The sequence below is a fragment of the Bacillus sp. FSL W7-1085 genome, assembly GCF_038595035.1.
GTDB classification, from domain to species: domain Bacteria; phylum Bacillota; class Bacilli; order Bacillales; family Bacillaceae; genus Bacillus; species Bacillus altitudinis.
The window spans coordinates 1711253-1723850 of record NZ_CP152000.1 but is presented as its reverse complement, the minus strand read 5'-3'; the positions used below and the strand labels follow the sequence as shown (position 1 = coordinate 1723850).

At 39.8% G+C, this 12598-nt stretch carries 16 protein-coding genes; 5 read left to right on the top strand and 11 right to left on the bottom strand.

Going from position 1 to position 12598, the window contains the following annotated elements:
• Nucleotides 1-16: 16 nt before the first annotated feature.
• The 7 genes from nrdE to MKY11_RS08725 form a co-directional block, all read right to left on the bottom strand.
• Complete coding sequence (gene nrdE, locus MKY11_RS08755) at nucleotides 17-2119, bottom strand: class 1b ribonucleoside-diphosphate reductase subunit alpha (protein WP_017359033.1); 2103 nt, start codon at nucleotides 2117-2119, stop codon at nucleotides 17-19.
• Entirely contained in the window at nucleotides 2079-2471 is a 393-nt protein-coding gene (gene nrdI, locus MKY11_RS08750; protein WP_017359034.1) for a class Ib ribonucleoside-diphosphate reductase assembly flavoprotein NrdI, read from the bottom strand. Before nrdI ends, nrdE begins: the two co-directional genes overlap by 41 nt.
• Nucleotides 2472-2736: 265 nt before the next feature.
• Nucleotides 2737-2949, bottom strand: a complete 213-nt coding sequence (locus MKY11_RS08745) for a hypothetical protein (protein ID WP_003212415.1) — start codon at nucleotides 2947-2949, stop codon at nucleotides 2737-2739.
• Between the two features lie 79 nt (nucleotides 2950-3028).
• On the bottom strand, nucleotides 3029-3361 hold the full coding sequence (locus MKY11_RS08740) for a YmzC family protein (RefSeq protein WP_035391989.1): 333 nt from the start codon (nucleotides 3359-3361) through the stop codon (nucleotides 3029-3031).
• Between the two features lie 161 nt (nucleotides 3362-3522).
• Nucleotides 3523-3744 (bottom strand): RNA chaperone Hfq, encoded by a 222-nt coding sequence (hfq, locus tag MKY11_RS08735; protein ID WP_003211269.1) that lies wholly within the window; start codon nucleotides 3742-3744, stop codon nucleotides 3523-3525.
• Between the two features lie 25 nt (nucleotides 3745-3769).
• Nucleotides 3770-4720, bottom strand: a complete 951-nt coding sequence (miaA, locus tag MKY11_RS08730) for a tRNA (adenosine(37)-N6)-dimethylallyltransferase MiaA (protein ID WP_039166571.1) — start codon at nucleotides 4718-4720, stop codon at nucleotides 3770-3772.
• A 69-nt stretch (nucleotides 4721-4789) separates the two neighbouring features.
• Nucleotides 4790-5191, bottom strand: a complete 402-nt coding sequence (locus tag MKY11_RS08725) for a YmaF family protein (protein ID WP_007499437.1) — start codon at nucleotides 5189-5191, stop codon at nucleotides 4790-4792.
• A gap of 104 nt (nucleotides 5192-5295) precedes the next feature.
• Here MKY11_RS08725 and MKY11_RS08720 point away from each other — a divergent pair, with 104 nt between their 5' ends.
• From MKY11_RS08720 to MKY11_RS08705, 4 genes are all read left to right on the top strand, one after another.
• Nucleotides 5296-5559 (top strand): hypothetical protein, encoded by a 264-nt coding sequence (locus tag MKY11_RS08720; RefSeq protein WP_017359036.1) that lies wholly within the window; start codon nucleotides 5296-5298, stop codon nucleotides 5557-5559.
• 112 nt (nucleotides 5560-5671) lie between these two features.
• Complete coding sequence (locus MKY11_RS08715) at nucleotides 5672-6214, top strand: TetR/AcrR family transcriptional regulator (RefSeq protein ID WP_041507251.1); 543 nt, start codon at nucleotides 5672-5674, stop codon at nucleotides 6212-6214.
• A 2-nt stretch (nucleotides 6215-6216) separates the two neighbouring features.
• Nucleotides 6217-6534: a multidrug efflux SMR transporter gene (locus MKY11_RS08710; protein WP_017367286.1), complete on the top strand. Its 318-nt coding sequence runs from the start codon at nucleotides 6217-6219 to the stop codon at nucleotides 6532-6534.
• 15 nt (nucleotides 6535-6549) lie between these two features.
• A complete protein-coding gene (locus tag MKY11_RS08705) occupies nucleotides 6550-6918 on the top strand; it encodes a multidrug efflux SMR transporter (RefSeq protein WP_007499443.1) in 369 nt (122 codons plus the stop codon).
• Nucleotides 6919-6964: 46 nt separating this feature from the next.
• Here the strand turns inward: MKY11_RS08705 and MKY11_RS08700 are convergent, their stop codons facing one another.
• Both MKY11_RS08700 and MKY11_RS08695 read right to left on the bottom strand, forming a co-directional pair.
• The gene (locus MKY11_RS08700; RefSeq protein ID WP_017367284.1) at nucleotides 6965-7414 is read right to left on the bottom strand and encodes an OsmC family protein; all 450 of its coding nucleotides are present in this window, start codon (nucleotides 7412-7414) and stop codon (nucleotides 6965-6967) included.
• 77 nt (nucleotides 7415-7491) lie between these two features.
• On the bottom strand, nucleotides 7492-8226 hold the full coding sequence (locus MKY11_RS08695) for a poly-gamma-glutamate hydrolase family protein (RefSeq protein ID WP_039166578.1): 735 nt from the start codon (nucleotides 8224-8226) through the stop codon (nucleotides 7492-7494).
• A gap of 584 nt (nucleotides 8227-8810) precedes the next feature.
• On the opposite strand from MKY11_RS08695, the gene MKY11_RS08690 reads away from it, so the two are divergent.
• Nucleotides 8811-10136, top strand: a complete 1326-nt coding sequence (locus MKY11_RS08690; protein WP_056704767.1) for a S8 family peptidase — start codon at nucleotides 8811-8813, stop codon at nucleotides 10134-10136.
• Between the two features lie 89 nt (nucleotides 10137-10225).
• On the opposite strand, the gene MKY11_RS08685 is transcribed toward MKY11_RS08690, so the two are convergent.
• The gene (locus MKY11_RS08685; protein ID WP_342502040.1) at nucleotides 10226-11374 is read right to left on the bottom strand and encodes a Rap family tetratricopeptide repeat protein; all 1149 of its coding nucleotides are present in this window, start codon (nucleotides 11372-11374) and stop codon (nucleotides 10226-10228) included.
• A 165-nt stretch (nucleotides 11375-11539) separates the two neighbouring features.
• A complete protein-coding gene (locus tag MKY11_RS08680) occupies nucleotides 11540-12289 on the bottom strand; it encodes a poly-gamma-glutamate hydrolase family protein (RefSeq protein WP_342502039.1) in 750 nt (249 codons plus the stop codon).
• Nucleotides 12290-12598 lie beyond the last annotated feature (309 nt).

Below are 12598 nucleotides of genomic sequence, written 5' to 3'. Positions count from 1 at the left end.
TTAAACTCTCCTTTAATCAAACAACACAAGAAAGACAGCCTTCCTGCCCTGTATCCTTCGTTCTTGCATAATAAAGTGTCTTAATGCCTTTATGGTGTGCATAAAGATCGATGCGGTTTAAGTCACGCGTTGTCATCGTATCTTTTAGGAATAATGTAAAGCTGATTCCTTGATCGACGTGCTGCTGAATGGTTGCGATCATATCGACCACTTTAAACATGTCCATATCGTATGCTTCTTTATAGAAGAACCAGTTTTGTGCTGAAAGTCCTGGCATTGGATAATACGTTTTGCTGTTTCCGTATGTTCTTTCTTCGATACGTTCCATAATTGGCATCACAGACGCTGTTGCCGATTGAACATACGAAATAGAACCTGTTGGCGCAATACATAATCGATAGCTATGATACATGCCATTTTCCGCTACAAAATCTTTGAGTGCTGCCCAGTCTTCTTTTGTTGGAATGTGCATCCCTTCAAATAGCGCAGCTGCTTTTTCTGTTTTTGGAGTGAAATCATTTTCTACGTATTTATTGAAGTACTCACCTGTTGCATAACCAGAGCCCTCATAACGGTGGAATGTTTCCCCTTTTTCTTTTGCAAGCTCACTTGAACGCTTAATGGAGTAATAGTTCACCATCATAAAGAACGTATTAGCGAAATCTCTTGCTTCTTCACTTTCATAAGCGATTTGGTTTTGAGCTAAATACCCGTGAAGGTTCATCGCACCAAGTCCAATCGACTTCATCGCTTTGTTCGCTTTTCTAACAGCTGGTGCATTGCGGATATCTGTTGTTTCAGACACAAGTGTAAGTGAGTCCGTTGCAAGCTTGACTGTTTTTTCAATGGATTTGTTTTTCATCACGTTCATGATATTTAAAGAACCAAGGTTACAAGAAATATCAAGTCCGATCTCATCATCTTGATCATAGTCCGTGTAAGAAGAGACTTCTGAAGCTTGAAGTACTTCTGAGCAAAGGTTTGAGAATTTCACACGTGAAATATGGTTCAGAGCATGCTCTCTATTCACATTATCTTGGAACATGATATATGGATAGCCTGATTCTGAGCGCAGAACAGCTAATTTTTCAAGAAGTTTTCTCGGATTGACTTTTTCTTTTTTGACTTTCGGGTTTTCTACAAGCTCGTCATACATTTCTTCCATATCCATCTCATCAAGATGCTGTCCATAAGCTTTATAAACTGTATGAGGATAGAATGTGTAAGCTGTTTTATCTTCTCTAGCAAGCTCGATAAATTTATCTGGGATGACGACACCGATCGAAAGTGTTTTCACACGAACATCTTCATCCGCAGAGATTTTTTTCGTATCTAAGAAATCATTAATATCTCTGTGGAAAATATTCAGGTACGCACTGCCTGAACCTTGTCTTTGTCCCATTTGATCTGCATATCGGAATGCATTATCAAGAAGTTTCATGACGCCTACGACACCTTTGGTCGCATTTTCAACATCTTTGATTGCTTCACCTTTCGCACGAAGCTTTGAAAGGTTCAAGCTGACGCCGCCGCCTAATTTAGACAGCTGCATGGAAATATCAATGGCTCTTGAGATATCGTTTAATGAGTCATTCACTTCAAGCAAGAAGCAGCTCACCAGCTCACCACGTCTTTTACGGCCTGCGTTTAAGAATGTTGGTGTACTTGGCTGATACTCTTGGTTGATCATCAGTTCCACAAACTCAAGTGCTTTCTTTTTGTCTCCACCCGCAAAGAAAAGAGCCACAACTGAAATGCGGTCTTCATAGCGTTCAAGGATTTTCTTTTTGTCATTTGTTTTCAGTGCATAGTCATTGTAAAACTTAAACGCACTCATAAATGATGGGAATCTAAATTTCTTGGCATATGCAGCTTCAAATACTTCTTTAATATCTGACATGCTGTATTGTCTTAAAAATTCTTCCTCATAGTAGTCGTTTTCTATTAAGTAATCAATCTTCTCTTCTAGATTATGAAAGAAGACCGTGTTTTGATTAATATAATCTACGAAATAACTATGTACAGCTTCTTTGTCCTTGTCGAACTGAAACTTTCCTTCTTTTTGAATCATAATCTCGTTATTTAATTGTATCCACTTTGGAACCTGATTTTGTGACAATTCTTTCTACCTCCTGTGTAAACAATTCAACATCCCTTTTTGTTCCGCTTAGTTCAAAGGTGTGCAAAATAGGAACTTGATATTGTTTAGAAATCGTATCGGCGCTTTTGGCAAAGTTATCTCCCCACACTTTGTTCCCACTCACCGCTACACCTAGTAAAAGGTGCGCATTTTTCTCTAAAAATGACTGAGTGGTACCAGGGACTTGTCCAAATCCTGTCGTAAAGGTGACGAGAATAAACGGCGTATCCAAAAACTCTTCTCCAGTCAATTTTCGTTTGTCTGTAAAAGGGGTCTTGTCCAAAAAGCGTTGAACATTTCCTGTTTTTGAATCAAATACGATTTGAATCAATTCCATCACGACCTAGTTTTTAGTATTGTTGATCATTTCGTTATTCACTATATATAGTATACTATGTTTTTTCAAAACACAACATATAGATACTCGAAACGAAAAAAATCAACCAACCCGGCCGAACATTCATAGCCGAACTCGTACGTTCAAATAAATAGAGCAGAGCAGGTTCTAAAAATAGACTGCCCTACTCCCTATTCAACTGAAACCGAAATCTATCATAACACGAAAAAAAATCGCTTAGTAGACTAGACTTTTTGTTTTATTTTTTGTAGGCATCGCACTGTAAATCTTCTGACACTTCTGTTATTTCCACTTCAACACCTAATTCTTTGAGCACCGCTTCAAGCGCAGAGACGATCGAGGCTTCTCTTACTAACTCTTTCCCGTTTACAGAAACGCTTGTTCCATATTCGAAACAGGAGTCATCTTCACAAGTTTGTTCCCAATGATTAATTTTAATTTTGTGTGTCATGAACTCATCCTTTTCTGTCTAGATGTCTGATGCATGTTTATAGTGTAGCGACTTCACATTCATTTGTAAATTTACGTGCTTACTCTTCATCAAAGTCTTCACTATCACCATCATCTTCATCCCATTCATCTATGTACTTTGTCGTAATGAGCGTCAGCTCTCCTTCTTTTTCATCAAACCGGTATACATGTACTTCATCATCTTTCACAACAGCAATGTGATTATTTTTTAGCGCAACAGATGATGGTAAAAGACCATCAACATGGCTCCCATCATGCTCACTAGAATGGTTATGCCAACTTTCTTGTCTCGTTTCGATGTTCGAGATGGCGCATGATCCAAATAAGACAACGATTCCAATCAAAAGAAGGATCACTCGAATCCTTCTCAATTCAAGCTCTGCATTTTCCATATAAATCCCCTCACCTTTTAAATGTCCAATAAGGATTTATACGCAACTTGGACAGAAAAGTTTCATGGCATACAAAATAGCCCCTCTGCACTGACAAAAAACGTAGCGGGTTTCGGCCGGTTTATTCGCAGCTGCATGGGGCTATTGGTGAAAACGGGTGTTTATTCTAATTCAAGATTTACATTTTTTTGAGGAGCAAATGTTGAAATCGCATGTTTATAAATAAGCTGCTGCTTCCCTTCTGTCTCAAGCAGCACCGTGAAATTGTCAAATCCCTTTACTTGACCGCGAAGCTGAAAGCCATTCAGTAAAAATACTGTGACAAATGTATTGTCTTTGCGGATCTGATTCAAAAATTGGTCCTGAATATTAATCGGTTTCATGTTTCGTCCTCCTTGATTCTGATAACTACAGTTTCGCTTTAAGTCCAAGCTTTCCTGCTATATATGCGAAAATTTCCTCTTTTTTGTCCGAAAAGTGGCAAGGTGGTGTCATATCAAACCAGGTGACATCCATTTTATTACGGAACCACGTAAACTGACGCTTCGCATATCTGCGGGAATTTTGTTTTAATTGCTGGATGGCTTCATCAAGTGAGCAGTCGCCTTGAAAATAGGCATACAACTCTTTATAACCAATCGCTTGAACAGACTGACAATCTTTCAAACCAGATTGATAAAGTGCGCTCACTTCTTCAATTAAGCCTTCATCTAACATCATATCAATTCTTTGATGAATGCGCTCGTACAAAAGCTCTCGGTCCATTTTCAGCCCAATGAAGGCAGTGTCATAAAGAGGAACTTCTTGATGCCCGTTTTGCATATCAGACATTTTCTGACCTGTTGTATGGATGATTTCAAGCGCCCTTATCACGCGGCGGACGTTATTCGGATGAATCGCTTTTGCAGCGTCAGGATCGGCTTCTTTTAGCTTTTCATACAGCTTGATCGGTCCATGCTGCTGCTTAAACAGCGTCATCTCTTCTCTAAAAGCAGGATCACTTTTCTCATCAGTAAACGTGTAATCATATAAAACAGACTGAATATATAGCCCAGTTCCACCAACAATCATGGGCGTTTTCCCTCTCGCAGCAATCTCTTTGATTTTTAAGCGGACAAGCTGCTGAAATTCAGCTGTAGAAAACGATTCATCCGGTTGTTTAATATCGATTAAATGGTGCGGTACGCCATTCATTTCTTCAGGGGTGATTTTCGCTGTTCCAATATCCATCCCTTTATAGATCTGCATGGAATCCCCGCTGATAATTTCTCCATTAAATGCTTTCGCTATATCAATGCTCAGCTTTGTTTTTCCGACAGCCGTCGGACCTACTAATACAATCACTGGTTGTTTTTTCATAACATCACTCTCTTTTACAAACTGCCTACAGTATAGCATAACTTCTCTTTCTCTCCTATATACTCCTTGTCACCAGCCAAGTGGTTCATTCCCGACCACTTCATATGTCTTTCCTTTTAAACGGTGCTTATGCGTTGGCCTTTCTTCATCTGGACTGTAAACGACTCCCCCATATGGAATCGGGACAGAGTCGGTATAGGCAGAAAACGTGACTTCCTCAATTTCATGGTAGTGCGTCCCGTCCACTCTTGGGATAGCAGGTCCAGTGACGCCATAATATCTATGAAAATGCCCTCTTTCAAATGACGTGATCCCCCGGTAATAATGAGTATGTCTGTCGGTACTGCTTCCATTCACAGGCTGAGAAATACCTTCTATTAAATGATAATGTTCTTCTGTTACATCCGTTCGCGCTTTATAAGCATGTGCATGAGGTGGACATTTAGCCCAATCAGACGGATACAGGCCCATTTTTTACATTCCTCCTTATTTTAGGCATTCACCCAAACACAAGTGGGCCACTCGAATACACTGATGTCAGTTACAGTGATTTTATGTGAAAGGAGTCTTTTTTTATGAATTATTTTGACGCACCGTTTGTTCAAGATGAGATGAGAAGACCTTTTGGATTTGGACGCCCTGGATTTGGTTTTGGAAGACCTGGGTTTGGGTTTGGGCGCCCTGGTTTTGGCTATGGGAGACCTGGATTTTTTGGACCGCCATTTTTAGGTGGTTTTGCTGGAGGGCTTTTAGCTGGGTCGCTTCTTGCTCCAGGATATGGCTATGGTTATCCTTATCCACCGCCATACCCGCCATATGGACCATACCCTTATTATTAAATATGACGATTTAGTGAAAACATCCTCTTATAAAATGAATCGATTGACACATTTGTTTTTCATAGGTTAACATTTACTTTACCGACCGTTCAGTAAAGTAGGTGTTTTTTTTATGTCTAAAACGAAAAAAGAACAAATTTTTGAGGCAGCAGCTCACACCATTCTAAAAGAAGGATTGAGTCAGCTCACCCTTCAGCAGGTGGCAGAACATGCAAATATGACCAAAGCCGGGCTACTGTATCATTTTTCGAGCAAGGAAGACCTGATCCAGCAAATGAATGAGCATGCGGTTGCCTCTTTTCGTCAGCAGCTTGACACGTATCAGGAAACATACAAAAACGAAAAGGCACCTTATGTACGTGCCTATATATTGGCCACATTAAATGACCTTGATAGACAAAACACCACACAGCTATGTACAAGCATGCTGGCTACCATGTCATTTGATGAAGCATTATTAAATCCTTGGCGTCATTTTTATGCGGAATTTAAAGAAAAAGCAACCGAGGAAATCAATGACCCTGCACTTAGCCAGCTGATCCGTCTTGCCTGTGATGGTATATGGTTTTCAGAAATGTTTCAGCTTGAACCATTGAATCGAGAGGAAAAAACCCTTTTACTTCATCGGATTTTACACATTTTAGAGGAGGGATGATGATGATCCTCGGATATCTTTTTTTGGCTATCGCCATTTTTTCAGAAGCAATCGGGGCAGCGATGCTGAAACTATCAAATGGTTTCACACGCTTTAAACCTAGCGCTGTCGTTGTCGCTGGCTACACACTTGCTTTTTACATGTTGTCATTGACCCTTAATATCATTCCACTTAGCATGTCTTACGCCACTTGGTCTGGGGTCGGTACCGTCCTCACGGCTTTTTTTGGCGTGCTCTTTTTCAAAGAAACCTTGAACCGTCAAGCACTTATTGGAATGGCGATGCTTGTTTCAGGGGTCGTACTATTAAATATGTCTTAAAGGATGTGAAGTGATATGAAAGGAATGCTTTATTTAACAGGAGCGATTTTGACAGAGGTTTTTGGCAGTACGATGCTGAAGCTTTCGCAAGGTTTTACACAGGTGCTGCCGAGTATGGGGGTGCTAATCGGATTTGGGTGTGCCTTTACCTTTCTCAGTTTGGCACTCAAAACAATTGAGTTGTCATCTGCATATGCCACTTGGTCTGGCGTCGGTACAGCACTTACTGCTCTTGTGGGCCTCGTGCTATTTAACGAAACCATTCATATGAAAGGATTCATTGGTCTTGCACTTGTCATATGCGGCGTCATTGTCTTAAATCAATCCAAAAAACAAAAGGAAGAAAAGAAAGAACCATTCGATCAAACCGAATGGACGTCATAAAAAAAGTCATTTTCTCCATTAATCAAGAGAAAATGACTTTTTTATCTTAATAACCAGCTTTGATGGTTTCTTCTAAGGAAATATGGACATTCCCTTGCACAGCTCTAGAGATCATACATGAGCTTTCAGCTTTATGTGCAAGCTTACGAGCTCGTTCTATGTCCTGTGCTGTAGCCGACTCTTTGAGAATGATGACAGGACGGTGAATGATTTTCTCATATGTAAACACACCGTTTGTCACATCGACAACTGCCTCAGAGCTCATCGATAAATCCTCTTTCTCTAATTGACTCCGCTCCATCATGGCTGCAAGTGTAATGATATAACATGTGGCCGCTGCACCTAGGAGCATCTCATCTGGATTTGTTCCAATACCCGGTCCATCCATTTCTTTTGGAATGGAAATCTCCGTCTTTAACTGTTCACATTCGATTGTCCCCACATCGTTACGCAGACCAGGCCAGCTTGCCTGAAGATGAAAATGATGACGCGCCATATCTGTCTCTCCTTTTGTTATCACTTTTTATAGTGTAACAAGAATTCACGCTGCTTGTCTTAACATGTGCACCATTTTTATGTATATTCCTCATCAAGCACTGTCCGAATCGCCCTGACATACCGGTAGAACGTCTCGTTTTTTGTACTGGACCGCCGCCGAAAGTCAAAACTGTCAAATAAAGCTTCACGCTGACTTCTACTAATCTCTAGCTGTACACTTTGCCCTGTTTTTGTAAGATTATTAATATTATGATTGCTTGTTCCGCTCAGGGTTGCGTGTGCGACAGCCAGTTCAGCAGAAAATCCATTCCGCTCTAATGAGTTCACAATTTTCTCTGCACGATCATAGTCTGTTCCGCCAACAAGGGTGTGGTCAATTCCCGGCTCCCCTTTATAACCATGAACAGCTAAGACATAATCATGTGCTTTTGCCTGTGCGACTCCGATTGGTTCATCGAAGTTTGTACTTGTAATATGAAGTTCTGATGCATTTTCTCTCAAACCTTCAAATAAGTACGTAGAAAAATCGTTATCAAAAAAATGGACAATCTCACTAACGCCGCCTTCGATTCTCCCGCCATGAGGCGACATCACTAGAAGACGGCTGCCGGGCACTGGATTGGATGTAATTTGATAATGATCTGTTGATTCATTCTCTTCCAGTTCTTTAAAATTGCGATACATATCATTTGAACCGCTTTCGTCTTCTCCACCTGATGACACTGGCTCATCATGTTCCTGTGCTTGCATGGTATAATAGACGCCCCATCCGATGACAAGCAGGAGAAGCAAAGCAAAAAACTTCTTCATTCCCGTTCTCCTTTAACAGATTTCTAAGCCGTTTCTATGATTAATATTGAATCATCATTTCTTTTCATTTTTTCCACATTTTCTCTTCAAATTTGATCATAACACTCTAGATCATGAGATTCCTCAAAAATAAGATAATTGCATTTATATACACAGAAACGCCTCTCCTGATTGAAAACAGAGTTAGAATAGTATGACAAACAAATGAAGTTATGTTTAAAATGACCTAGTCCTACCCAGTCTGTTTTCTTTAATTCGTCTTTTTTTTATGCGAATTTGATTTTTTTCATCTGGAATGAATCACATTTGTATGAGCATTGACCCTGTCTAGAACCCCCCTTTTTTCTGCAGAATCCTCTGTTTTACTGGTTCTCTAAGAAGAACTCTCCCACCTATCATCGGCAGTTTTGATATGATTTCCACCTTTTTCTATTATTTTACAAAATGTAAGCGCTTTTCTTTTTAAAGGGAATGAGTCAGCCGCCAATATGAACAAAAGAAGGGACAAGAATCCGAACAAAGATGCTGTCATGTTCATAACGTAAGAGTGTACGAGAATGGATAGCTAGAATGGAGGGCATCACATGTTTGGATTTTCCATGGTACAAATGGTCAGAACACATGCTAGTAAATTGGATCAGCCTTTAAGAGAAACCGTCCTTCACCTCTATAAGCCTTTTAAGTGGACGCCTTGTTTTCTTCATCGTTTTTTTGAAGGAAGGTTAAAGAAGAGCAAGAAGCTTCGGGTCATCATTGAATTTAAAGAAGATGCAGTCGAAGCAGGTATTCAAAGCACAAAGCAGCTAATGAAAAAAAGCAGAAAAACAAACATCAAAAAACATTTTTCACATATTAACTGCTGCGCAGCTGATCTTACCCCTGCTGCTTTAGAGGAACTCTTAGCAAATGGGGAGCATATTCGCAAAATATATTTAGACAGACAGGTACATGCACTGCTGGATGTGGCAACACAATCAAGTCATGCGGATGAAGTCGTCCGAAATGGCACGACCTTAACCGGTGAAGGCATTACGGTTGCGGTCGTTGACACAGGCGTATACCCACATGAGGACTTAGATGGAAGAATTCGCGACTTTGTAGATTTAGTCAAACAAAAAACGAAACCTTATGATGATAACGGTCATGGAACGCATTGCGCTGGGGATGTGGCTGGAGACGGAGCTGCCTCAGACGGCTTATACAAAGGACCCGCTCCAAAAGCCAATATCATTGGGGTAAAAGTGTTAAATAAACAAGGCGCTGGATCACTTTCTACTATTATAGAAGGTGTTGAGTGGTGCATACAGTTCAACGAAGACCATCCTGATGACCCAATTCACATCATCAGTATGTCACTAGGCGGCGATGCACAGCGTTATGATGACGAACAAGACGATCCGATGGTGCGCGCTGTTAATGCAGCTTGGGATCAAGGGATTGTCGTATGCGTTGCTGCCGGGAACTCCGGTCCTAACAGTCAAACGATCGCAAGCCCTGCCGTGAGTCAAAAAGTCATTACGGTCGGAGCCTATGATGATCGAAATACGCCAGAATCAAGTGACGATGTCGTGGCACCATTTTCGAGCAGAGGTCCAACGGTCTACGGTGAAACAAAGCCTGACCTCCTCGCACCAGGAGTCAATATCGTCTCTCTTAGATCACCAAGATCATTCCTAGATAAACTAGATAAATCAAGTAGAGTCGATGATGATTATACGACGTTATCTGGCACTTCGATGGCGACACCCATTTGTGCCGGTATCTGCGCACTATTATTAGAGCATTCACCAGATTTAACACCTGATGAAGTCAAAGCCTTATTAAAAGAAAATACAAGCAAGTGGTCTGGAGAGGACCCAATGATTTACGGAGCAGGTGCCATCGACGCAGAAAAAGCAATCCAAGAATAAATAAAAAAGCCCTTTACGTTTTTCGTAAAGGGTGTTGTTTTGTCTGTTTTTATGTGTGAAGTCTTTCTTCTACTTGAGCAGCTGACATGTTATGCTTCGTTCTCATACATCTCATCTCCTTTTTGAATGTGCGTACGCGCTTCGATCACAATTTCAAAAAAAGTGGAAGATTCCTTGTACATGTCGCGTTCCTTATAATAATTAGCCGCATCAAGTGCCAATTCCTCTAAATCAGCAAACATTTTTTTGTTTCGTAGTCCCAAAAGGGCTGATCTCAATTGTTCAGAGCTGTCTGTTTCTATATAGAGTGCCTGTAAAAATTGGAATTTCAATTGATAAATTTCATCTCCCAATATAGAGGCCTGATTCATGCCTTCCTTTATAGCCTCACTCGCTCGCTCCATATCTTCGAGTTTAAAACAAGTAAGAGCCAGTGAAAACAATGATTTGATCATCGTTGCAACTTGATCTTTTTGATAAAGTGAAATGGCTTGTTCAAAGAAGACAGTCGCTGTATGATAGGTTCCCATACTATAATGACAAGTTCCTAAGTTATTGAGGGCCATCGCCTTAAAATAAGATGTGCATTCTTTTCTTTCCATTGCTTCACACACTTTTAAAGCTTTTTCTAAATACGGGAGCGCTTTTTGATGCTGATTTACATCAATCCAATTACCTGCCATCACAAAATCGCATTGAATGCTTCTTTTTCCATAAAGCTGATGTTTCTTATAGATGTCTCTCGCTTTTTTCGCATAATGCATAGAAAAATAGGTTTGTTTCATATGATAGTATACTTCAGCAATTTTATAATAAAATTCCGCTTTTTCGATCTCATCTGTCACTAAGATCAGCTGATGTTCCGCATGCTTATAATAGGAAATGGCTTCGATATACCGGTGCTGGGTAAATGCATACATTCCATGGAAAAAATGAAAGTAATAGCCCAATAAACCCGTCATCTCATCTTCTGCCTCTTCAATTTCTTTTGGAAAAGAGACCGCTTGAAGCGATTCATTCCCTGCATGGACTGGCGTTAAGTGCTGAAGCATCATTTGATGGCGAAAATCCATGAGAGAATAATAGAGTAATAAATCTTGATCTTCTTCCATCTCATGAATGTCTTCTTCAACAAGGCGCTTCATATCGTTTGCCTGATCAACTTCAAATTTGCAAATATGTGTGTACCATTGATTGATTTTTACACCTACTTCGGAAGATGGTATTTTGTGTGCCATCCACTTCAGCCCCATTCTATCATATCAAACTGATAACTATTATTTTACATAATTTATGATTTTAAGGCAAATTGTCATTTATTTCATATTTTATGTTGATTTTGCACATTTCTATCTTTTTTACCAAGTTTAAAGAGAGTACTTTTGCCCATCAAAACCTTTTTTCTACGAAGTAGGGTCGAATTCTCTAAGCACTTCTTTTAAACCACTGACATAGCGACTAAATGCTTTTTTCTTTCCTTTTCTCGTATCAAAGTTGTCAAAAAAGGCTTTTCTCTGCGCCGTACTAATTTCTAACTGGACACTTTCGCCACTGGCATTTTGATTATTAATGTTGTTTGGATCCGTTCCGGAGAGGCGCTCGCCTTTTTGCACGAGCTCTGCGGAGAAGCCCCGGTCTTTTAGTTCTCGCACAACCGCTTCTTGCATTTTTTCGTTTGTCCCGCCCACAAGTGTATGTCTTCTATCACTTTTATAGCCGTGAATGGATATAGAAAAGGGATATGTTTTAATCATTTGAACCAAAATCGGTTCATCGAATTTTGTACTAGTGATATGCAAGTCACGATTGTTATCTTGTTTTGTCCCTTCAAATAAATACGTAGAGTACTTCTTTTCAAATGCTTCTACAATTTCACTTGTTCCTGGTTCAATTTCGCCGCCGTGAGGAGAAAAGACAAGTAAGTCACTTCCCCCTTTTTCATGAAACTCTATCTCATAGCCATCTCTTTCATGCCGTATAAGCTGTTTAAAACTTTCATATTGATCCCCTTTTTTTCGCTCTTTCTTATACTTTTCTACTTCTTCATGATGTTGTTTTTGCTCTTTATTTTCTTGGATAGAATGGCTGCATTTCACCATTAAAAGAGCACACAGGATGAGAAAGATGAATCCACATATGAGTAGTCTTTTCATTTCACCGCTCCTTTTCATTCTCTTCGATGTCATCTTATCGCATTATTTTACTATCAATCGCTAAAAGAATTCAAAGAATGTCCGGCTCCTTTTCATGAATCAGGAGAACTTACCTGTTTTTTTATGTTGCCTTAGGTATTTTCGGCTTCTTTAAAACGGTTCATGTGCAAGTAAAAACTAAATCCTATGACCTCATTTTAGTTTTAGTCAAAAACACCTACAAAATTGGGAATTTTCATCTTTTTTCAAATAAAAAAGCTGTAAACAAAAGGAATATCTCCTTCTGTTTACAGCCAGTCTCTGTATATC

Bases quoted from the DNA above. Each gene is read 5' to 3' on its own strand.
- MKY11_RS08700 (WP_017367284.1), bottom strand. From the start codon at position 7,414: ATGGCGCGTCATCATTTTCATCTTCAGGCAAGCTGGCCTGGTCTGCGT.
- MKY11_RS08690 (WP_056704767.1), top strand. From the start codon at position 8,811: ATGTTTGGATTTTCCATGGTACAAATGGTCAGAACACATGCTAGTAAA.
- MKY11_RS08720 (WP_017359036.1), top strand. From the start codon at position 5,296: ATGAATTATTTTGACGCACCGTTTGTTCAAGATGAGATGAGAAGACCT.
- MKY11_RS08685 (WP_342502040.1), bottom strand. From the start codon at position 11,374: ATGGCACACAAAATACCATCTTCCGAAGTAGGTGTAAAAATCAATCAA.
- MKY11_RS08680 (WP_342502039.1), bottom strand. From the start codon at position 12,289: ATGAAAAGACTACTCATATGTGGATTCATCTTTCTCATCCTGTGTGCT.
- hfq (WP_003211269.1), bottom strand. From the start codon at position 3,744: ATGAAACCGATTAATATTCAGGACCAATTTTTGAATCAGATCCGCAAA.
- MKY11_RS08710 (WP_017367286.1), top strand. From the start codon at position 6,217: ATGATCCTCGGATATCTTTTTTTGGCTATCGCCATTTTTTCAGAAGCA.
- MKY11_RS08715 (WP_041507251.1), top strand. From the start codon at position 5,672: ATGTCTAAAACGAAAAAAGAACAAATTTTTGAGGCAGCAGCTCACACC.
- MKY11_RS08695 (WP_039166578.1), bottom strand. From the start codon at position 8,226: ATGAAGAAGTTTTTTGCTTTGCTTCTCCTGCTTGTCATCGGATGGGGC.
- MKY11_RS08740 (WP_035391989.1), bottom strand. From the start codon at position 3,361: ATGGAAAATGCAGAGCTTGAATTGAGAAGGATTCGAGTGATCCTTCTT.
- MKY11_RS08745 (WP_003212415.1), bottom strand. From the start codon at position 2,949: ATGACACACAAAATTAAAATTAATCATTGGGAACAAACTTGTGAAGAT.
- MKY11_RS08725 (WP_007499437.1), bottom strand. From the start codon at position 5,191: ATGGGCCTGTATCCGTCTGATTGGGCTAAATGTCCACCTCATGCACAT.
- miaA (WP_039166571.1), bottom strand. From the start codon at position 4,720: ATGAAAAAACAACCAGTGATTGTATTAGTAGGTCCGACGGCTGTCGGA.
- MKY11_RS08705 (WP_007499443.1), top strand. From the start codon at position 6,550: ATGAAAGGAATGCTTTATTTAACAGGAGCGATTTTGACAGAGGTTTTT.